Below are 20,351 nucleotides of genomic sequence, written 5' to 3'. Positions count from 1 at the left end.
CAATGTTACGCTTCTATTCGAGGAAATCCTTCAGTCGCTTACTGCGGCTTGGATGGCGCAACTTACGCAGCGCTTTGGCCTCAATCTGACGAATACGTTCACGTGTAACACCGAACACTTTACCCACTTCTTCAAGGGTTCTGGTTCTTCCGTCGTCCAAACCAAAGCGGAGACGCAAAACATTCTCTTCCCGTTCGGTTAACGTATCCAGTACATCCTCGAGCTGTTCCTTCAGAAGTTCATAGGCAGCCGCATCTGCAGGCGCCAATGCTTCTTGATCCTCAATGAAATCCCCCAGATGTGAGTCATCCTCTTCACCAATTGGTGTTTCCAATGAAACAGGTTCTTGGGCAATTTTCATAATTTCCCGTACTTTTTCCACGCTCAGCTCCATCTCGGCAGCCACTTCCTCCGGCGTAGGTTCGCGCCCCAACTCTTGCAACAGTTGACGCGATACGCGAATCAGCTTGTTGATCGTTTCCACCATATGCACCGGAATACGGATTGTTCTCGCCTGATCGGCTATTGCGCGCGTAATGGCCTGACGAATCCACCAGGTTGCATACGTACTGAATTTAAAGCCTTTTTCGTAATCAAATTTTTCTACTGCCTTAATCAAACCCATATTACCTTCCTGAATCAGATCCAGGAAAAGCATTCCGCGACCAACATAACGTTTGGCAATACTTACAACCAGACGCAAGTTCGCTTCTGCCAACCGACGCTTAGCTTCTTCATCGCCGTTATTGATCCGTTTGGCAAGCTCCACCTCATCATCAGCAGAAAGCAACGGTACACGACCGATTTCCTTCAAGTACATCCGGACCGGGTCATTAATTTTAATACCGGGAGGCAGGCTCAGATCGTCATCGAAATTAAAATCATCCCCATCATTGTTTTCCGGGTCGTCATTTTGACGCAATCTGGTAACTTCTTCGTCGTTGTCATTCACAACTTCAATCCCCAAGTCACCCAGTTGCTCATAAAACTCATCCATTTGCTCGGGGTCCTGATCAAACGGCGACAGTTTTTCCATGATATCTTTGTAGTTCAGAGAAGAACTTTTTTTACCCAACTCAATCAGTTGATCTTTGACCTGATCCAGTGTTAGTTCCGTCTCCAGTTCAGTATGCTGATCATTCGCCATCTTTCGACTCCCTCCTCCCTAGAAACATCCGACCTCTGTGTGTTCATTGTCTCTCTAGGGCTATAATCTCACTTGCAATTTGTGCTGCGCGCAAAAAGTCACCCAAGCGCTCAGCGGCTCTCATTTCTTCCCTTTTCAAATCCAGTTGCTCCTGCAATGGAAATTTTCGCACCTGATGAATATAATCATCCAAAATGTGCGGTGCCCATACGCCTGGAGCATCCATCATCATGATCGAACTTACGTTCTTCTCCAGCCGGTCGTCTTGCAAAGATGAAATAAAACGGCTTGTATCTGGTAACTTCCCTTGCGCGTAATAGGCATATAGATAAGCAGCAATTGCTGCATGATCCTCAATATTAAAGGCGTCGCCCAGATGCTTTTCTACATACTCTGCAGCTTCTAAATCCTGCATCATCCAGTGAAGCAGCCTGCGCTCAGCCACATGGTAAGCCGGCAACAGATTAGGTGTGGAGACCTGCCCTTTTTTATGCCTACCATTATTCCACCCATTTTCGTTATTATCCCCAAAGTTCTGTTTTTTTTGCAGGGATTGACGCAGTAAATTGCATTCTTGCTTCAAGGTTTCAAAATCCACCTTGACTTCGGCTGATACTTCGCGCAGATACACTTCCCGCTCAGTCGGGGATGACAGAGGTGCAATGACATTTAATGCTTCGCGGGAATACGCGATTCTTCCTTCTTCCTCTTGCAGTATATGGTTTTTTTTCAGATATATAAGCTTAAATTTCACCGTTGAAACAGCACTTTCAATAATTTGACGCTGGAATCGTTCGCCGCCGTATTGCCGGATAAAATCATCCGGGTCCATACCGTCACTGACCAGCGCTACTTTCACGTGAAGTCCCGCATTTTCCAACAGCGGAAAATTTTTAAGCGCAGCAGCTTGTCCTGCCCGGTCACCATCATAACAAATAATGACCTCATCGCACAGTCCTTTTAACATCGTAGCATGGTGCTCCGTTAGAGCAGTGCCCATGGCGGCCACCCCATTTTGTACGCCCGCTTCCCATGCCGAGATGACATCACCGTAGCCTTCAAAAAGAACACTCTGGCGGAGCTTGCGAATTGAGGTTTTAGCATGATGAAGATTGTACAGCGTTCGGCTCTTGTTGAATAGCTTGGTCTCCGGTGAATTCAAATACTTCGGCTGTCCCTCACCAAGTATACGGCCTGCAAAGGCAATAACTTTTCCGTTGCGATTCCAAATGGGAAACATGATACGATCTCTGAACCGATCCACATATCCATCACCCTCATGCCGGGGAGAAATAAGCCCTCCCTTTTCCATCTCCACGGGATCAAAAGAACGCTTCTCCAGAAACTGAACGATCGTATCCCATCGGTTGGGTGCATAGCCAATTTGAAATTGATCAATGATCTTGTCACTGAATCCCCGTGAACGCAAGTACTCCATCGCTGGTTTGCCGTGCTCCGTATTTTTAAGCAAAAAATGGTACATCTTAGAAGTTAACTCATACGCTTGCAACAGCCTGTCCAACTCAGGATGCTGATGCGATGAATCACGTCCCTGCCATTCGCCGAGCGGGATATGACTTTCTTCTGCCATTGTCCTGACAGCTTCGGGAAAGGATAGTCCTTCGATTTCCATCATAAACTTGATGGCATTGCCTCCCGCGCCGCAGCCGTAGCAGTAAAAAATCTGACGATCCGGTGTCACGGTGAATGAAGGGGTTTTTTCGGAATGAAAAGGACAGAGGCCTTTCATATACTTCCCCTGCTTGGTCAAATGCACGTACTTGCTTACCGTATCTACAATATCATGATGTTGTAAAACCGACTCAATGATATCGTCCGGTATGTTACCTTGTCCGGCACTCATATTAACCACCTTCATCTCTTTAGCACGTAAATATAATTCGATACCGTTACTCATTCTCCTGCAAGCGAAGTAAAAGTTTTGTCAGTTTATGTTGAAAAACTTCACGATCCTCTAATGTAAACGGTTTAGGACCTTTTCCATAACGTCCTTTTTTCCGTTCTTTGGCAGAAGTATGACGTCGGTCAAGCATGAAATCTATCGAATCGTTTCGATACATAGCTCCGCGAAAAGACATCACTTCACAACCTTTTGCCAAGGCAAGTGCAGCAAGACCATAATCATTGGTGGTTACAATATCGCCGCGGCGGATATGATTGGCAATATAGAGATCGGCACTTTGGTCGCTTCGGTCTACTTTAACGATGCTTACGCCTTTGCTGCCCTGAATGAGATGATCATATGAAGATACCATAATAACCTCAATATGAAAACGGGAAGCTATCTCCGCAATTTCACTTTTAACAGGACAAGCGTCCCCGTCAACAACGATCCGCACATCCAGTAAAGTTCCGGTTCCCTCCATGAGCATCCCCCATCTCCATCCGCATTCGAGTAAAATACGGAACGGCTGCAAGATTACTCTTACACCGTTCCGTATATTTATACCCATTTTTTCAAGTTGTTCATACTACCACAACTGACGTTTAAACTACAAGCTTGGAAAAATCGGCAAAACGCTTCAGTTCTGAGTCAATAGCAGCCAGCAATGCCAAACGATTATTACGAACAGCATCATCCTCAGCCATAACCATAACGGAATCAAAGAACGCCGTCACCGCAGGGGTAATGGATGAAGCAAGCGCTAACGCCCGTGTCGCATCACCTTCCTGTAAAGCTACGCTATAAGATTCATAAGCGCTATACCATGCTTCGTAAAGCGTTTTTTCGCCTTGCTCCGTAAACTCACCCGTATTAACTGACTTATGAACTGCTTTAGCAGCCAGATTACCTACACGATTAAAGGACTCAACTGTTGCTTTGAATACCTCACCTGTTTGTACGGCAGTCATTAACGCAGTTCCGCGGTTAACAACGGAAGCAACATCGTCATATCCAGCTGCAAGTACAGCATCCACAACGTCATAACGAAGTGTCTCAGACAATAGTTTCTTCACGCGTAATCCGAAAAACTCATGTAATTCTTTACGTATTTCATCAGCGGAACGTTTCATATTTCCAAGGTTGCCATGCACCTCGAGCGCGATATTGAACACATCAGACAACGTAGCCGAAAGCTTACGATCCAACAATATCTGCACAATACCTGCTGCCTGGCGACGAAGCGCGTAAGGGTCCTGTGAACCTGTTGGAATAATACCGATGGAGAAGCAGCCTGTAATGGTATCTATCTTGTCTGCGATACTTACAATCGCTCCAGCATTCGTTGAAGGAACTGTTTCTCCTGCAAAACGCGGCTGGTAATGCTCAAACACCGCTCTTGCCACTTCTTCCTTCTCTCCAGCCTTACGAGCATAATCCTCACCCATCACACCTTGCAGTTCCGGGAACTCATATACCATTTGTGTTACCAGGTCAAATTTACAAATATCCGCTGCACGACTAACCGATTCCTGTGTATCTGGGGAAACGCGAAGCTTCTCTGCCAGAGCATCAGCAATACGGCGAATCCGGCGCACTTTGTCTCCAACCGTTCCCAGCTCTTCGTGGAAAACGATACTTTCCAATTTGGAGAGTGCATCCTTAATTTCCAGCTTCTGATCTTCTTCATAAAAGAATTTGGCATCAGACAGCCGCGCACGCAATACTTTTTCATTCCCTTTAGCAATGACTTCCAGCGATTGACTTCCTCCGTTACGTACCGTAACAAAGTATGGCAATAGCTCTCCTGTGTGATCCAGCACTGGGAAATAGCGTTGATGTTCGCGCATGGAAGTAATGAGTACATCCTTCGGAATGTTCAGGAACGCAGGATCAAAACCTCCGAACAGTACTGTTGGGGTTTCCACCAAATACAGCACTTCTTCCAGCAAATCATCCTTGACCGCAATCGTCCAATCTTTTTCGGCAGCCAGCGCTTCAATCTGCTTTACAATAAGCGATTGACGTTCCTCAATGTCCACAATGACATGCTGCTTGCGAAGCACTTCAACATAGTCAGCTGGACTTTCTACTACCGCATCCTGTCCCAGGAAACGATGCCCTCTTGTCACATTTCCTGACTGCACGCCGGCAATCTCCAAATTAACAATATCGCTACCAAACAAGGCAATCAACCAGCGGATCGGACGAACAAATTTAAAGTCATAACTTGCCCAGCGCATGAATTTAGGGAATGTCATGGCATGTAAAATGTGCAATAAACCTTCGGACAGTACATCCGCTGTTGGTACACCTATGCTGCTCTTAGTTGCGTAAATATATTCCACGCCTCCAAGCTCCTTGAACGTGAACTGTTCAGGATCAACACCTTGGCTGCGAGCAAAGCCTAGTGCAGCCTTGCTCCAGTTACCAGCCTCGTCGAGTGCGATTTTGCGGGAAGGACCTTTAACTTCTTCGTTAATATCTTCTTGCTTCTCCGCTACTTCCTTGACAAGTACCGCCAAACGGCGAGGTGTAGCATAAACCTCTACAGCACCATAAGCAATACGCGAACTGTCAAGCCACGCCGTCATACGCTGCTTCAACTGCTGAATTGCATTCGGGATAAAACGTGCAGGGACTTCTTCCAACCCGATCTCAAACAATAAATCCTTAGACATTTGCCGCACCTCCTTTCTTCAACAGCGGGAAGCCCAGCTTCTCGCGCTCCTCCAGATAGGTCGCAGCCACCTGACGCGCCAAATTACGCACTCGTATAATAAACCCAGTCCGTTCCGTCACACTGATCGCTCCGCGAGCGTCCAGCAAGTTGAACGCATGAGAACATTTCAGCACATAATCATAGGCTGGAAATACAAGATGCTGCGCCATCGCTTTATTTGCCTCTTCTTCGTACATATTAAAAAGAGTAAAGAGCATTTTGACGTCAGATACTTCGAACGTATACTTGGAATGCTCAAATTCAGGCTGGTGGAAGACATCACCGTACGTAATTCCATTGACCCACTCCAAATCGAACACATTCTCCTTGTCCTGGATGTAGGAAGCAAGACGCTCCATACCGTACGTGATTTCTACGGCAACCGGACTGGCATCAATACCGCCCACTTGCTGGAAATAGGTGAATTGGGTAATTTCCATACCGTCCAGCCATACTTCCCAACCTAAGCCCCACGCTCCCAGCGTTGGTGCTTCCCAGTTGTCTTCAACGAAACGAATATCATGCTCCAAAGGGTTAATGCCCAAACGGCTCAAACTCTCCAAATACAATTCCTGAATGTTATCCGGTGAAGGCTTCAAAACTACTTGAAACTGATGATGCTGATACAGGCGGTTCGGGTTCTCACCATAACGTCCGTCTGACGGACGACGAGAAGGCTCAACATAAGCTACGTTCCACGGCTCAGGTCCGATCGAACGTAAATACGTCATCGGGTTCATCGTGCCTGCCCCTTTTTCCGTGTCATACGGCTGTACAATAATACAGTTGTGTTCAGCCCAAAATTGTTGCAGCGTTAAAATCATCTGCTGAAAATTCATTGGTACACGCTCCCTTTCCAATTCCCTCAAATGTTGGTGATTTCTTCTCATTAAGCTCGTATGTACAGGGCTATTTTATCCCAAAAGCCTTGCTAGAGACAGCAAAAAACCCCCGCCTCTACGCCTGTACAGACGTAGGGACGAGAGCTGACTCCCGCGGTTCCACCCTACTTGATTGCGATCCTACATCACCAATCAGATCGTAATCCTCTTTTCCGTGTCCATTCAGACGCTCCCGAGTGCCTTGTTCACGAAGAATTCCCACTGGGCTTACACCGTCCCCAACTCGCTAATTACAGAGAATACATCCCGCTACTTTCTCGTTCAATGCATCTGCTCCCGAAGGAGATATATAGTAGGATATTACACGTTTTCAGCAATACAGTCAAGAGAATAGGGCGTTTCACATATCGTACTTGTCGAGCTGATCCAAGAAATTGCGGGATTTCAGCTTGACCTCCAACTGCATATCCATGAACTGACGCATGACATGTTTGATCTCCAGCTTTGTGGAGTCCTTTACGTCAATGTTGCCGAGCCGATTCAAATCCATTCTGGCGAACAAGCGCAGCAACTTCAATGTACGTGGAGTCACGCTCAATGCAGCTGGATCATAATGCTTGTAGCTCCGACACAAAACTCCGCCCAGCCTCGGACTGACAAACATATCTTCATCAGCACATTGTTGACCACTTGAAATACATGCATCAAGCTGAGGAGCATATCCGGCCGCCTGCAATATTTTAAATTCATAAATACTCATGACGATCAGCGGATCTTTGCCACTCTCCAGCGCCTCCAAACATGCTTTAAGCTGCTTAAACCAGAACGCGCCTGTTTCCTCATCCTGTAGCACCCGATCGAGTAATTCACAAGCATAAGAAGCGTAAGCAGCTTTAGTAATATCCTCGCGTAATGTATGGTGGGATTGGATGATTTCACCGGCATTCAACGTGCCTAAACCTGTGTTTCGAAAAAAAACGAATTCACCGTACGTAAACGGCTGCGTTAAAGCAGCGTGACGGCTTTTGGACTTTTTTGCACCTCTGACCAGCACGCCTGCTTTGCCTCCGCTTTCGGTGCAAAGCGTAATAATTTTGTTCCCCTCACCGTAATCCATGCTGCGGATGACGATTCCTTCCACCCTGTAAAGCATGCCTCTTCCCCCAAACATTCGCGAAGAAGCCAGTGGCTTGTACTATTCACGGGCTTCTTCATGCTCGTCCGACTCTCCCTCATCCGTGTCTTGCTCCATTGTCACGGCGCTCTCCCGATATAACAGATACGCACCGACATCTCCAGTCATCGCAAAATACTTCCACGAAAAATCTCGCAATCGTATTCATCCTTTCTTCGGAAATGACGTTTGCATCTCAAAAATAGGATGATGCGAAGAGGGGAGAAGTATGCGATGAAATTAATGGATTACGTTGAAAAAGGCTACTGTATGAGGGTTATAACACCGCTCCGCTACAATGTGCACACAGTTACAATAACTCTTTTAAAAGCACTCCTTATTTCATCACTGGAAGAAAGGGGTAAAAAGAGCAAGAGTTAAGCGCCGCATATGCGCGGCGCTTTGAATGACGAAAAAACTGTTACTTATCTCAGTCATAGAGATCGGGACGGCCTTTTTATGATGCTTACAACAACTATACATATTTATTTAATATCAATTTTTTTAGCCTCAATAAACCCTTGAACTAAAGTGACGTAGAATCAAGTTCTGTTTTTAAGCGTCGCGATGGAAGCCAAGGTCACGAAGGACGCGTTCCTGGTTGCGCCAGTCTTTTTTGACCTTAACCCAAAGTTCCAGGAAAATCTTGGAGCCTAGCAGGTTTTGGATATCCTGGCGGGCCTGTTTGCCCACTTCTTTGAGCATGGCTCCCTGTTTGCCGATAATGATCCCCTTCTGGGAGTCACGCTCTACAAAAATAACAGCCATAATATGCACTACCCCATTATCCTGCACTTTCATGTCTTCAATCATAACCGCAATAGAATGGGGTACTTCCTCACGTGTCATATGCAGAATTTTTTCCCGAACCAGTTCGGAGATGACAAACTGTTCTGGATGGTCGGTAATTTGATCATCCGGATAATATTGCGGACCTTCTGGCAAGTATTTTTGCACCTGCTCCAGCAGGGTGTTTACATTGTTGCCCATTTTGGCCGAGATCGGTATGATTTCTGCAAAGTCGTACAACTTGCGATACTGCTCAATCAGTGGCAACAACGCTTCCGGCTCAATGCGATCAATTTTATTCAGCACCAAGATAACTGGCGTTTTTACTTGTTTAAGCTGTTCCGCAATAAAACGGTCGCCACCGCCTAGACCCTCAGCAGCGTCAATAAGAAAAAGCACCGCTTCTACTTCACCCAACGTATTAAAAGCAGTCTGATTCATGTAATCGCCTAATTTTGACTGGCGCTTATGAATCCCCGGTGTATCCAAAAATACAATTTGTGTGTCCTCTGTAGTAAATACGCCGTGAATTTTGTTGCGTGTAGTTTGCGGCTTGTCCGACATAATGGCAATCTTCTGCCCAATGACATGGTTCATCAGTGTTGATTTTCCGACATTGGGTCTGCCAACAATTGCGACAAAGCCTGATTTAAAGTGTTTCTTAGCCATTTCATTTCCTCCAGCGCGATTAAGCACCTATTTTATTTTGGTTTTTCCATTAAAACAGCGAACTAATTAACGTTAACATAGGCCTATAAAACACAAATATACCAATAATTACAGCAAAAACCGCTGCCAGGAGCACGGCTCCGGCGGCGGTGTCTTTAGCCGCTTTGGCCAGCGGATGAATATCAGGTGAGATGAGATCCACCGCTGCTTCAACAGCGGTGTTGAACAGTTCGGCTACAATGACTATAGCGATAGCCACGCAGACGAATAACCAGTCGAGCCGGGAGATGTGCAGAGTTAAGCCTGCTACAATGACAAAGAGCGCCATGGCCACATGTATCCGCATATTTACTTGCGTACGCAGAGCGTACATCACGCCTTCTGCCGCATAGCGAAAGGTCATTCTCCAAGGCTGACGTCTCATTACCTTGTCAACCCCGCTTGAGCCAGTACAGCTTCCTGTTTGCCCATCATTTCAGCTTCACTCACATCATCCTGATGATCATAGCCTAACAGATGCAGAAAGCCGTGAACAAACAAAAAACCGATTTCACGCTCAATCGAATGTCCGTATTCTTCGCTCTGAGCTTGCGCTGTCTGTACAGAGATTATAATATCCCCCAGAACATCCGGTACATCATTCATTGAAGTTTCTTCATTCGGTTCGTAAATAATTTCAAGCTCTTCATCCAGTGTCTCCTTCATAGCAAAAGACAACACGTCGGTGGGACGATCAATTCCCCGATAGTCCCTGTTCAACTCATGAATTTGCTCATCATTAACGAAGGTAAGGGCTACCTCACCGTCTGTGACTCCTTCCACTTTGCCTGCCTCCTCCAATAAGGTGTTCAGCAACGTAATCAAGGATTCGTTAATTACCATATCGTTTTGTTCATTATTCCAAGCTAATTGAAGGCCCATGCCAACCGCTCCTTTTAATTCTAGTGCTCTAACCGTGCTTCGTGCACAAGTTATATTAAGCTTTTCCGTTTTCAGACTTGGGCCTTTCCTCTGGATACTCAATACGGGAATGGAAAATCCCCATTACTGTTTCCTTGAGGGTTTGAGCCACGATATCAAGCTCCCGCATGGTCAGCTCACAGTCGTTAAATTGGTGATCATCAAGACGGCTCTTAATAATTTTCTCAATCATGGATTCTACCTGTTCCACCGTCGGCTTCCGTAAGGAACGAACTGCTGCCTCCACACTATCAGCAATTCCCACCACAGCAGACTCTTTAGACTGAGCCTTCGGTCCCGGATAACGGAAATCATCCTCCGTGAAGTCAGGCTCTACCCCTCGCTCTTCAGCCTCACGCAACGCCTTGTGATAAAAATAGTGCAAGAATGTCGTTCCGTGGTGCTGCTCGGCAATATCGCGAATTGGCTTGGGTAGCTTGTAATCCAATTGCATTTCCACCCCGTCACGAGCATGGGCGATAATGATGGATTTGCTCAGCTTGGGCTCTATTGTATCATGTGGATTTTCCAACCCATTTTGATTTTCAATGAAGTACGAAGGCCTCTTGGTTTTACCAATATCATGATAATACGAACCAACCCGGCACAACAAGCCGTTTGCTCCTATAGCCTCCGCTGCGGCCTCTGACAGATTGCCCACCATTACACTATGATGATACGTTCCCGGTGTCTCCGTAAGCAGCTTGCGGAGCAAGGGATGGTTGGGATTCGACAGCTCAACAAGCTTCAGTGCCGACAAGATACCAAAGGTAGACTCAAAAAATGGCATTAGCCCAATAACAAGTATTGCTGTTATCAGACCGCCTGCAAAAGCAAAAGCTACCCCATAGAGCGTCGTCGTTTGAGTCCAATTCCCTTGGTCAATCAGTGCCAGAGAAAAAACAGACAGGGCCCCGAACAGGCATACCATGATCGCCCCTTTGAACAGTGTTGAACGCTGGCTGGCTCGATGGGTAGAGAAAATCGCCGCCAGACAGACCACAAGAGCAAAAAACCCAAAATTAAAGTCAAAAATTTGTCCCTGACGGACATTCAAAATAACACTAGCCAATATACTGAATATAACGGCACATATGAAAGCCAGCGACATATCAAGCAACAGCGTTACGAGCATAGCTCCAAGCGCGATAGGCGCCAGATAGCCGAGATAGGAACGTTCACTGTTCTGCAGTATGGAAATTAACATCATTGCCCCCACTGTAATCACAATGATTAATACTAGCATGAGCAACTGCGCATTATTATACTTGAAGTTTCGTGTTCGTGATTGGAATTGACGAATATACATAAACAGGCCCAACGCAAGCATCATAGACAGCATCAGTAGGCCAAATTGTGGCCAATAATTGATTTTATCCTTGAGCAATTCATTTTCATCAAGCAGTGTGTAGATTTCCTGGGTAATAATCTCACCCTTCTTGACGAGTACTTCACCCTGTTTAATGTAAACTGTCGGTGTATCTTCACGAGCCTGTACCTTGGCGTCCTTCGTAGCTGTATCATCATAAAACTTGTTGGCGGTAATCACAAGCCTTGCAAGTTCCTGAACAACCTCCCGTGAAGTACGCTTGGTAAGCGAGCTTGTACTAACCCGCTCCGCTACCTTCGCTCGGGCTGTCTGGGCATCCGTAATTTGATCATTCATCAACCCTGTCACAATCTCACGGGCGACAGGCCGCATTTCAGCAATATCCTCAGATGTAAGGCGCGGAATTTTAATGAATGTCTCCTCTGGAATTCGGTACGTTTGCTCTTTCGTTTTTTCCAGCACTTCATCCAGCAACTTATCTGGGTAGGCATCCGCATTACGGCTGTTATTCACAAAATTTTGCACAAATTCCCGTGCACGTTGCGGAATCTCATCCTTATAAATCGAAATCTTATCTGCTCTGGAAACCTGATCATCCTGATTGAGCCGTTCAATTCGATCCAAAATACCAGTAATCAGGTTATCGTTGCGAACTGGCACAATGGTATACATGGGCTGCACACGTTCAGCTGATTCCTCTTGAGCCTTCAAAGTCGCCTTACTGTTAGGAAGCTGCATCGGGGCGACAATTTCCTTTTCACTCGGTTGATTTACCCGAATGTCATAACGCTCGGGAAGCAGCTTGGATGCAAAGCCTACATAAAAAAGAACCACCAAAAATAAAAACAGAAGATAGCGTGTCGCCACGCTATACTTCCATCCATTCATTCTATGCTGGAACGTTTTCCCTTTAGATAATTCCTTCGAGGTCATCTAAAACAATCCCTCTCCATCATCTTTTTCAAGGCAGCTACACTGCTCATTTTATACTTTTTCTGATCGTACACACCATACTCGTGATTGAATGGCTATCCATGATTTTCGGCAATACGGTCATAAGCAACAATGATTTTTTGAACTAGGGAATGACGGACAACATCCTCTTCTGCAAACTGGACAAAGCCTATTTCTTCAATCCCTTGTAAAATCGCATTCGCTTCAATCAGACCGGATTTTTTGCCACGAGGCAAATCAATTTGCGTAACATCGCCGGTAATGACCATTTTGGAGCCGAAACCAAGTCGAGTCAAAAACATTTTCATTTGCTCGGGTGTGGTGTTTTGCGCTTCGTCCAAAATAATAAATGAATCATCCAGCGTACGTCCCCGCATATAAGCCAAAGGAGCAATTTCTATTAACCCGCGCTCCAGTGCCTTTGCAGTCTGCTCTGGGCCCATCACATCGTATAGGGCATCATACAATGGGCGTAAATACGGATCAACCTTTTCCTGCAAATCCCCTGGTAAAAAACCTAAATTCTCCCCTGCTTCGACCGCAGGACGAGTCAGTACAATGCGCTTGACTGAACCTTCCTTCAGGGCAGCTACAGCCAGCACTACAGCCAGATAGGTTTTACCCGTACCCGCCGGGCCAATTCCAAATACAATATCGCGTTTCTTAATCGTGGTTACATAGTGCTTTTGTCCAATCGTTTTGACGCGAATCGGTTTCCCCCGGAACGTCGTCGTAATTTCACCCTTGAACAAATCGAGCAGCTGATCAGCACGCAAATCTTTTGCCAATTCAATCGCATAATGGACGTCCCTTTCGGTCAGTATATACCCATTGCGAATTAACTGGAGTAATACATCGAACAATTGTTCGAGCACTTCCACCTCGTGAGCATTACCAAAAACATTAACTTCTGCCTCACGAGATGCTATTTTTGCTGGAATAGCGGCTTCGATTAATTTTAAAAAGGAATCCTGCGGGCCAAATAACGCCTGTCCTTCTCCCGCATTGTTCAATGCAATTTGTATGCTGCGTTGTTGTTCTGCCAAATAGCCTCATTCTCCTTGGTTATGAACTAACGGAAGTTCTTCCGCAATATCCTGCTCCACTTCAAAAAGCACTTTCATATAAACTTTACCATTCTCTCTCTTCTCATGCAAAATTTTTTGGCTCATTATTTTCGTTCCTTTGCCGTATTTAGCTAAAATATCAGCTCGCGCGCCTTCTATTCCTGACATTTTCGCTTCTGCTTCCGTAAGCTTCTGCTCTTGTATCTTTGTCTCCCTCACACTTTCAGTCATCCAACCCATCGGAAGTTTGAAGGAACGCCAAGTTAACGGATCATGTTCAACTGTTGTTTTATGTGTAGAATAAGGTATTTTCCCATATCCCCACAATTGTATCGCACGATTGCCTAACACCAGATACAAGCGGTCGTGACTGTTACCTGTATACGTGCTGCTGCGTTGCACCGTAGGACTGCTAATTTCGTATTCATGCCATACAAGACCCTTAACCTCTCCTTTGGCTACGACCTGCTGCTGATTCTCCTCATCTCCAAGCGTTCCCGAGATGAGGATGGCTCCTTTTTTGACACGTGTATTTTTATGCACGACAGGACGACCCTGCTCGGCAAAAATCTCAGTGACTACCGCGTCTGCCTTACTGATGATATGACGTGGGCTGTAGAGCGGCGCAGGGGTAGGCTGTGAAGCTTCAACAACCTGAATCGTTACCAAAGTACCCTGCTTTTCCACACCGATCCAGGATGCCTCTGGAAGCTTCAGCATGAGCGCACGGGAAAGCTTGTCTTGACTGGAAAGACGAAAGCTCCATTGAAACGGATACAGCCCCTCCTGTCGGGCGGCTTTGAGAACGGAGTCCGTCGAGAGCTTATCATTCCCCTTCACTTCAATGTCCCAGATAAGCGAAGACATCAGCAGGAGACCTATCCAGAACAAAGCCAATCCAGCCATAAAAAATTTACGTTTGGCAAGCCGTATAACAGTAAAGGGAAGCCCTTGCCGCTTCAGAACATGCATTTTACAGCCTGTCCTTCTCAAAAGCGGGCGTAGGAGGAAGACGTGCGGCAGCAGAAGGTTCATTTCTGCATGTCTAGTACCCATCGGCCGCACGTTCCAAACAGGTATATGGTGATCGGTGAGTAAATTAATGAAAGCTTCCACACTTTCGCCCTTGACAGCAAGGGTAACCGTGCCACGCAGCATTGCTAAAGCAGGATGTTTCACGAGCCTTCCTCCGTTCCTTCCATTTGGATATCTGTTATATGTCCCTCCACACTTACCTGCTCTGGCAGAATAGACGTAATGACTAAATCATGGCCGGACACCCTCAGCCTGCCTTTCTCAAGTGCAAGTACGAGCTGATTCGGTGTGAAATCCACCACGCCCCGGTGATTCTCCACATAAAGCTGGCGGCTGCCGATGAGGGTTAACCGCGGCAGGTCAAATAGAATGTCCTGCGGAAGCTCCAGCGTCTCGCTGGCCCACTTTCGCAGTTTGCGGCTCATCCGGCTCATACGGCGAAATCTCCTTTCCTGTCATCAAAACATCTGTTATCCAACGGCTAATGTTGTTTTGATGACAGCACGCTGCTATTTTTTCATCTTCTGTTATTGCCATTCGGTACCCATAGATGTTTCATGGCAGCTACGCTGCTAGCTTTTCATCTTATATTCTTATTATCAGTGAACGCCATTACACCAGCGCCACAGATATCTGTACTGTACATTTTATGATCCAGTCCCCGCATTTATGAGGCTAAACTTACAATTCGCAGCAGCTGCTATATTGCAGAGGAAAAAGATGTGTCCTTTTAAAATTCAAACAAAAAAGACAGCCTCGTTTTCATATCGAAAACAAGGTTGTCTTTTTTTGATTTTCATTAGATGACACGGTTATTTTTCGGTATCTCGATTCAAAAGAGAGTTTTTTCTAGAGTATAAGAAGTAAACAGCCATACCAATGACAAGCCAAATAATAAAGCGAATAAATGTCTGACCATTCAAATTAAGAATGAGCACCCCACATGAAACGATAGCCAGGATCGGAATATACGGAACTCCAGGACATCGGAAGGCCCTTGGCAAGTCAGGTTGTGTTTTTCTCATAACGATGACGGCGACCGAAATCAGAATAAATGCTGACAAGGTTCCAATGTTCACTAAACTTGCTAACTCATCCAGCGGGATCAGCCCACCCATTAATGCAGATAAAGTACCAAAAAACAACGTGTTAATGTAGGGCGTTTTATATTTGGAATGAACCTTGGATAATATTTTGGGGACTAAGCCGTCACGTGACATAGCAAACATAATACGGGTTTGACCATAGAGCATAACCAGCATGACCGTTGTCATCCCTAAGATGGCTCCTATATCTACAATACCCGCAACCCAGTTCTGGCCCGCAACCTGCAATACCAATGACACTGGATGAGAGATACCTTCAAATTGCATAAACGGTACTATACCCGTCATAATCGCGCTAACAATGACATACAAAAACGTACAAATAACGAGTGAGAAAATAATGCCTCGCGGTAAATCACGGGCGGGATTTTTGGTTTCTTCAGCCGCTGATGAAACAGCATCAAAACCAATAAAAGCAAAAAACACAAGAGCTGCGGCTCCAAACACCCCACTGAACCCAAACGGCATAAATGGTGTCCAATTATCTGGCTTCACATATTTAAAAGCAACGATGATAAATAATAAAATAACAATAATCTTTACAATTACCATGATGTTGTTTATCCGTTTTGATTCTTTTATCCCAAAATAAAGCAAGAACGTGATACCCATCAAAATTAAAAAAGCTGGGAGATTAAAATAAGTAGTTTGGTCTTTTAAAGTCCCCGGTGCGGCAGTGAATTCAAGCGGAATGTGAAGGCCAATTCCATTCAAAAATGATACAAAGTAACCCGACCAACCTGCGGAAACGGCGCTGGCTGCCAGCATGTATTCCAAAATTAAATCCCATCCAATAATAAAGGCCAACAGCTCCCCCATCGTAGCATATGTAAAAGTGTAAACAGAACCGGATACTGGAACGGTGGATGCAAACTCCGCATAAGCCAATGCCGCGAATAAACAGGCGAGTCCCGCAATCACAAAAGAAAGTACCAAGCCTGGACCAGCCGTAACTGCTCCCGTACCTGTCAACACAAATATCCCCGTTCCGATAATGGCTCCAATCCCAAGCATCGTTAAATCAAACGCACCCAGTTCCTTTTTGAGTGCTTTTTCCCCCCGCGTAGCGGCAATCAACTGATCAATGCTCTTCTTTCTGAACAAGCTATTTCCCATCTATCCCATCCTCCTAGAAATTAATTTTCCATTTTTATAATCTTGTTTTATCACCTCGATACAAATCAAATTTTAGCTAAATTTGGAGTAAATTTCATAAGTATCTATCATTGAGAACATTATATATAAAAAAGAAAAAATGAAAACTGCTTTTGGAAAGCTCCATTCATATTGTTACATTTGATCATTTTTCACGAATATATTTTCATAAACGAGACCCTAAATTAGACAAAATGCCACCATTTTAGATGACAACAAATGTGAGAAACCTAGGGCGCACAAGGGATTATCACATTCGTTGTCAGGTAATTAGAGCATTTGTCGTTAATTCATTTTTTATTCTGAGCATGCTTATGTATTCCTAAAGCTCACAAAAAAAGATCCGCCACAGCCAAAGCCGTGACGGATCCACTATCATTTTAACGTCCTCCTCCACCCATATAGCGCTTGGAACGCGGAGGACCTAATATTTCTGCCCAAATCACACCTCTGCGCAGATCAGCCGTATCCACCGTATTACGGTCTTGCGAAGCTATCTCTGGCGCATCTGTAATTTCCCCTGACTCCCTCGCGTTGGATATACGATCGAGACGGGCTAAAACCAATCTGCGTTCTTCTTCCATAGCACGGATCCGATCCTCTAGAGTCGAACCGTTATCTAATGAATCCCGGTCCATCCGTTCTTCCGTTTCTGACCGATCGCCCACTTCTTCTATACGACGAGCTTCCATAACCACCCGTCGTTCATTAGGAAATTGACGTTGCAACTCCCCAGTAACATCCTGTTGGCGCTGCTCTTGTCCATGTTCCGTTGTGAAGGGTCTGGATGACGTCGAGGGCCCACGAGAACCATGATCACCACCAAAGGTGGGCATACCTTTTCGTGGCGGAGATTTCCGCCCTGTGCCTTGGATGCTTTTCCCCAAAAAGGACACCAAAGCAAAGCCAATCACGATCAGGATATACAAATGCTCAAAGATCCAGCTGATAAAGTTCATTACTCACCACCTAGCTGCCGTAATTCATCGGCTATGTCCCGTTATTAATCCCGGTTCTTGTTATCATTCCCCGAGTTCTCATTCGGTTTGCCTAAGGAGCCACGCATTTGCGTATCCGCCTCAATATTTTTCAAATTCATATAGTCCATGACGCCAAGTTTCCCGCCACGCAGTGCTTCAGCCATTGCCAGCGGCACTTCGGATTCGGATTCCACCACGCGTGCTCTCATTTCTACGACACGTGCCTTCATTTCCTGTTCCTGCGCTACAGCCATCGCACGCCGCTCTTCTGCTTTTGCCTGCGCAATACGTTTGTCGGCTTCCGCCTGCTCTGTTTGCAGAAAAGCACCGATGTTTTTACCTACATCAACGTCCGCAATATCAATGGACAGGATTTCAAATGCTGTCCCAGCATCCAAACCTTTGGACAATACAGTTCTCGAAATTGAATCCGGATTCTCCAGCACGTCCTTATGCGAATTACTGGAACCTACGGTTGTAACGATACCTTCACCGACCCGTGCAATAATCGTTTCTTCTCCGGCACCCCCGACGAGTCGATCAATGTTGGCACGCACGGTAACACGAGCTTTAACCTTCACTTCGATACCATCCTTGGCGACCGCTGCAACAGTAGGTGTCTCAATAACACGCGGATTAACGCTCATTTGGACCGCTTGCAGAACATCCCGTCCCGCAAGGTCAATCGCAGCCGCACGTTCAAATTCAAGCGGAATGTTAGCACGCTGGGCAGCAATCAACGCATTGATCACTCGGTCTACATTCCCTCCTGCGAGAAAATGGCTTTCCAGCTGGTTGATGTTCAAGCCCAGACCCGCCTTGGTTGCCTTAATGAGCGGATTGACAATTCGGCTTGGCGTGACGCGCCGTAACCGCATAGCTACCAGCGTAATGATGCCAATACGCACACCCGAAGCCAATGCTGAAATCCACAGCATCACCGGGAAGAAACTGAAAAATACGCTCAATACAATAATCACTACAACGGCAATCAGCAAAACGCTGACAATACCCGATTCGAACACTCGCATCATCCTCCATTAATCTAATTCTTTGTTATTTACTTGTTTAGACGCTAGTGTCAGCCTTGACCACAATTCGCCCACCTTCTACTTTGGATACTATAATCGGCATATCTGTAGCAATAAACTCGCCGTTCGTTACAACATCGACTCGCTCATCAGCGATCAGCACCGTTCCGGCTGGACGAAGTGGTGTCAGACTGACACCCCGTTGACCTAATAGCATTTCCCGGTTCACAACTGAAGAAAAGCCTTGTTCAGCCGTTAAACTTTCTTTAAGTATAAAACGGTTCCATATCCCTCGGTCCTTGAATACAACCGCGATAATCGCCACAACAGCAACCGCAGCTGCAAAGGCAATGCCCAAAGATATAAACGCATGCTGCATGTTGTATGCTGCCCGAACAACTCCGGCGACAAGGCTGACTGAACCCAAAATGCCCAAAATACCAAAGCTTGGGATGAACATTTCAAGTATAAGCAGAGCCAGACCGATAATAAACAACAACCACGTCTCCGAGCCTGCAAAACCAGCGATATAATTGCCGAAAAAATACAAACCAAATCCGAGTATGCCCAAAATTCCCGGTACACCAAAACCGGGTACGAGCAGCTCAATAACGACACCCGCGATACCGATAAATAAAAGCAACGTCTGCACAATTGGGTTAGTCAATATCTCGGCTGCTTTTTCAGCCCATGTTCGCTCCACATGAATTACATCATCCGTGCTGTAACCCATCCACTGGATAACTTCTTGTTCGGAAGACGCGATGTGATCCGCATAACCCAACTTCAGCGCTTCCTCACTGGTTAAAGAAATGATCTGACCATTTTCCTTATTAAAGTTCATCTCTGGAATAGATACGGTCGTTTTGGAGTCAACCATACCTCTGGCAATATCTGGATTACGTCCACCAGCTTCTGCGGCAGATGCCATGCTACTCTTCCACCAAGCTACCGTTTTTGGATCTGTGATAGCCTGCCCCCTACCATCTACTAACGCTGCTGCTCCGATAATACTCCCCGGTTTCATAACAATCTTGTTTGCGCTCAACGCAATATAGCTACCCGCTGAGGCCGCTTCGCCCCTTATATAGGCTACGGTCGGAATTGGACTGTCTTTAATCAGTTTACCCAGCTTCTCCGCTGTATCTACCCGTCCACCGGGAGTGTTAATATCCAGTAAAATCAGACCTGCTTTGGAATCGGCTGCTTCTGCAAATCCACGTTCCATAAATTTGCCTAGACCTTGCTCAATTTCCTGATCAACTGGTATAACAAACACAGCTCCACCTTTAGTTTGGGCCGCCGCTGATTCAGAATGAACTAAGGGTAACAGCAAAACGGATACCATAATCCACAACGTTAAAAAGATCAATTTGCGACTGGAGTGGTGATGTTCTCTATGCATTTCTCTCCCCCCTTTCGACCTTTCTATGTTACAGCATACCAAACTTTGTTAGACAAACTATACAGTTTTCAGGATTTAATGT

General features: G+C 45.8%; 20 protein-coding genes. 1 reads left to right on the top strand and 19 read right to left on the bottom strand.

All coding sequences use genetic code 11. The features are described from left to right. Positions 1–13: 13 nt before the first annotated feature. The 8 genes from rpoD to MHB54_RS22265 form a co-directional block, all read right to left on the bottom strand. Positions 14–1,147, bottom strand: a complete 1,134-nt coding sequence (gene rpoD, locus MHB54_RS22300; RefSeq protein WP_007431230.1) for an RNA polymerase sigma factor RpoD — start codon at positions 1,145–1,147, stop codon at positions 14–16. Between the two features lie 43 nt (positions 1,148–1,190). Continuing rightward, positions 1,191–3,065: a DNA primase gene (gene dnaG, locus MHB54_RS22295; protein WP_025722118.1), complete on the bottom strand. Its 1,875-nt coding sequence runs from the start codon at positions 3,063–3,065 to the stop codon at positions 1,191–1,193. Then, the gene (locus tag MHB54_RS22290) at positions 3,058–3,534 is read right to left on the bottom strand and encodes a YaiI/YqxD family protein (RefSeq protein WP_013311130.1); all 477 of its coding nucleotides are present in this window, start codon (positions 3,532–3,534) and stop codon (positions 3,058–3,060) included. Before MHB54_RS22290 ends, dnaG begins: the two co-directional genes overlap by 8 nt. A gap of 121 nt (positions 3,535–3,655) precedes the next feature. Beyond that, a complete protein-coding gene (gene glyS, locus MHB54_RS22285) occupies positions 3,656–5,731 on the bottom strand; it encodes a glycine--tRNA ligase subunit beta (RefSeq protein WP_068942370.1) in 2,076 nt (691 codons plus the stop codon). Beyond that, positions 5,724–6,611, bottom strand: a complete 888-nt coding sequence (gene glyQ / locus MHB54_RS22280; RefSeq protein ID WP_023989480.1) for a glycine--tRNA ligase subunit alpha — start codon at positions 6,609–6,611, stop codon at positions 5,724–5,726. Before glyQ ends, glyS begins: the two co-directional genes overlap by 8 nt. Before the next feature lie 118 nt (positions 6,612–6,729). After that, positions 6,730–6,876: a hypothetical protein gene (locus tag MHB54_RS22275; RefSeq protein WP_155613687.1), complete on the bottom strand. Its 147-nt coding sequence runs from the start codon at positions 6,874–6,876 to the stop codon at positions 6,730–6,732. 138 nt (positions 6,877–7,014) lie between these two features. Next, entirely contained in the window at positions 7,015–7,767 is a 753-nt protein-coding gene (recO, locus tag MHB54_RS22270) for a DNA repair protein RecO (RefSeq protein ID WP_023989481.1), read from the bottom strand. Positions 7,768–7,809: 42 nt separating this feature from the next. After that, entirely contained in the window at positions 7,810–7,947 is a 138-nt protein-coding gene (locus tag MHB54_RS22265) for a YqzL family protein (RefSeq protein ID WP_023989482.1), read from the bottom strand. 75 nt (positions 7,948–8,022) lie between these two features. Between MHB54_RS22265 and MHB54_RS22260 the strand changes: the two genes are divergently transcribed. Then, on the top strand, positions 8,023–8,169 hold the full coding sequence (locus tag MHB54_RS22260) for a hypothetical protein (protein ID WP_023989483.1): 147 nt from the start codon (positions 8,023–8,025) through the stop codon (positions 8,167–8,169). Between the two features lie 174 nt (positions 8,170–8,343). Here MHB54_RS22260 and era read toward each other — a convergent pair whose 3' ends face one another. The 11 genes from era to MHB54_RS22205 form a co-directional block, all read right to left on the bottom strand. Beyond that, complete coding sequence (gene era, locus MHB54_RS22255; protein ID WP_013311134.1) at positions 8,344–9,246, bottom strand: GTPase Era; 903 nt, start codon at positions 9,244–9,246, stop codon at positions 8,344–8,346. Positions 9,247–9,295: 49 nt separating this feature from the next. Continuing rightward, entirely contained in the window at positions 9,296–9,670 is a 375-nt protein-coding gene (locus MHB54_RS22250) for a diacylglycerol kinase family protein (protein ID WP_023989484.1), read from the bottom strand. After that, positions 9,670–10,167 carry an rRNA maturation RNase YbeY gene (gene ybeY / locus MHB54_RS22245; RefSeq protein WP_023989485.1) on the bottom strand — a complete coding sequence of 166 codons (498 nt, stop codon included), beginning with the start codon at positions 10,165–10,167 and terminating at the stop codon, positions 9,670–9,672. Before ybeY ends, MHB54_RS22250 begins: the two co-directional genes overlap by 1 nt. Before the next feature lie 55 nt (positions 10,168–10,222). After that, positions 10,223–12,469: an HD family phosphohydrolase gene (locus MHB54_RS22240; protein ID WP_023989486.1), complete on the bottom strand. Its 2,247-nt coding sequence runs from the start codon at positions 12,467–12,469 to the stop codon at positions 10,223–10,225. Positions 12,470–12,564: 95 nt separating this feature from the next. Continuing rightward, on the bottom strand, positions 12,565–13,536 hold the full coding sequence (locus MHB54_RS22235; protein WP_013311138.1) for a PhoH family protein: 972 nt from the start codon (positions 13,534–13,536) through the stop codon (positions 12,565–12,567). A 6-nt stretch (positions 13,537–13,542) separates the two neighbouring features. Continuing rightward, complete coding sequence (gene yqfD / locus MHB54_RS22230) at positions 13,543–14,736, bottom strand: sporulation protein YqfD (RefSeq protein ID WP_264454761.1); 1,194 nt, start codon at positions 14,734–14,736, stop codon at positions 13,543–13,545. Next, complete coding sequence (gene yqfC / locus MHB54_RS22225; RefSeq protein WP_023989488.1) at positions 14,733–15,026, bottom strand: sporulation protein YqfC; 294 nt, start codon at positions 15,024–15,026, stop codon at positions 14,733–14,735. The genes yqfD and yqfC overlap by 4 nt, the downstream gene beginning before the upstream one ends. A gap of 378 nt (positions 15,027–15,404) precedes the next feature. Further along, positions 15,405–16,814 carry an amino acid permease gene (locus tag MHB54_RS22220; protein ID WP_264454760.1) on the bottom strand — a complete coding sequence of 470 codons (1,410 nt, stop codon included), beginning with the start codon at positions 16,812–16,814 and terminating at the stop codon, positions 15,405–15,407. Positions 16,815–17,233: 419 nt separating this feature from the next. After that, positions 17,234–17,812 carry a hypothetical protein gene (locus MHB54_RS22215; RefSeq protein ID WP_264454759.1) on the bottom strand — a complete coding sequence of 193 codons (579 nt, stop codon included), beginning with the start codon at positions 17,810–17,812 and terminating at the stop codon, positions 17,234–17,236. A gap of 44 nt (positions 17,813–17,856) precedes the next feature. After that, on the bottom strand, positions 17,857–18,864 hold the full coding sequence (floA, locus tag MHB54_RS22210; protein WP_043922497.1) for a flotillin-like protein FloA: 1,008 nt from the start codon (positions 18,862–18,864) through the stop codon (positions 17,857–17,859). A 37-nt stretch (positions 18,865–18,901) separates the two neighbouring features. After that, a complete protein-coding gene (locus tag MHB54_RS22205; RefSeq protein ID WP_071558467.1) occupies positions 18,902–20,269 on the bottom strand; it encodes an NfeD family protein in 1,368 nt (455 codons plus the stop codon). Positions 20,270–20,351 lie beyond the last annotated feature (82 nt).

The sequence above is a fragment of the Paenibacillus sp. FSL M7-0802 genome, assembly GCF_038004945.1.
Lineage (GTDB): Bacteria > Bacillota > Bacilli > Paenibacillales > Paenibacillaceae > Paenibacillus > Paenibacillus polymyxa_B.
The sequence above is the reverse complement of the archived record's forward strand: the minus strand, read 5'-3'. Positions and strand labels throughout refer to the sequence as shown.

Coding starts and splice junctions, on each gene's coding strand:
- MHB54_RS22260 (WP_023989483.1), top strand. CDS start 8,023: ATGAAATTAATGGATTACGTTGAAAAAGGCTACTGTATGAGGGTTATA.
- MHB54_RS22220 (WP_264454760.1), bottom strand. CDS start 16,814: ATGGGAAATAGCTTGTTCAGAAAGAAGAGCATTGATCAGTTGATTGCC.
- MHB54_RS22290 (WP_013311130.1), bottom strand. CDS start 3,534: ATGGAGGGAACCGGAACTTTACTGGATGTGCGGATCGTTGTTGACGGG.
- yqfC (WP_023989488.1), bottom strand. CDS start 15,026: ATGAGCCGGATGAGCCGCAAACTGCGAAAGTGGGCCAGCGAGACGCTG.
- MHB54_RS22250 (WP_023989484.1), bottom strand. CDS start 9,670: ATGAGACGTCAGCCTTGGAGAATGACCTTTCGCTATGCGGCAGAAGGC.
- glyQ (WP_023989480.1), bottom strand. CDS start 6,611: ATGAATTTTCAGCAGATGATTTTAACGCTGCAACAATTTTGGGCTGAA.
- MHB54_RS22205 (WP_071558467.1), bottom strand. CDS start 20,269: ATGCATAGAGAACATCACCACTCCAGTCGCAAATTGATCTTTTTAACG.
- recO (WP_023989481.1), bottom strand. CDS start 7,767: ATGCTTTACAGGGTGGAAGGAATCGTCATCCGCAGCATGGATTACGGT.
- floA (WP_043922497.1), bottom strand. CDS start 18,864: ATGCGAGTGTTCGAATCGGGTATTGTCAGCGTTTTGCTGATTGCCGTT.
- glyS (WP_068942370.1), bottom strand. CDS start 5,731: ATGTCTAAGGATTTATTGTTTGAGATCGGGTTGGAAGAAGTCCCTGCA.
- MHB54_RS22240 (WP_023989486.1), bottom strand. CDS start 12,469: ATGACCTCGAAGGAATTATCTAAAGGGAAAACGTTCCAGCATAGAATG.
- MHB54_RS22215 (WP_264454759.1), bottom strand. CDS start 17,812: ATGAACTTTATCAGCTGGATCTTTGAGCATTTGTATATCCTGATCGTG.
- era (WP_013311134.1), bottom strand. CDS start 9,246: ATGGCTAAGAAACACTTTAAATCAGGCTTTGTCGCAATTGTTGGCAGA.
- dnaG (WP_025722118.1), bottom strand. CDS start 3,065: ATGAGTAACGGTATCGAATTATATTTACGTGCTAAAGAGATGAAGGTG.
- ybeY (WP_023989485.1), bottom strand. CDS start 10,167: ATGGGCCTTCAATTAGCTTGGAATAATGAACAAAACGATATGGTAATT.
- rpoD (WP_007431230.1), bottom strand. CDS start 1,147: ATGGCGAATGATCAGCATACTGAACTGGAGACGGAACTAACACTGGAT.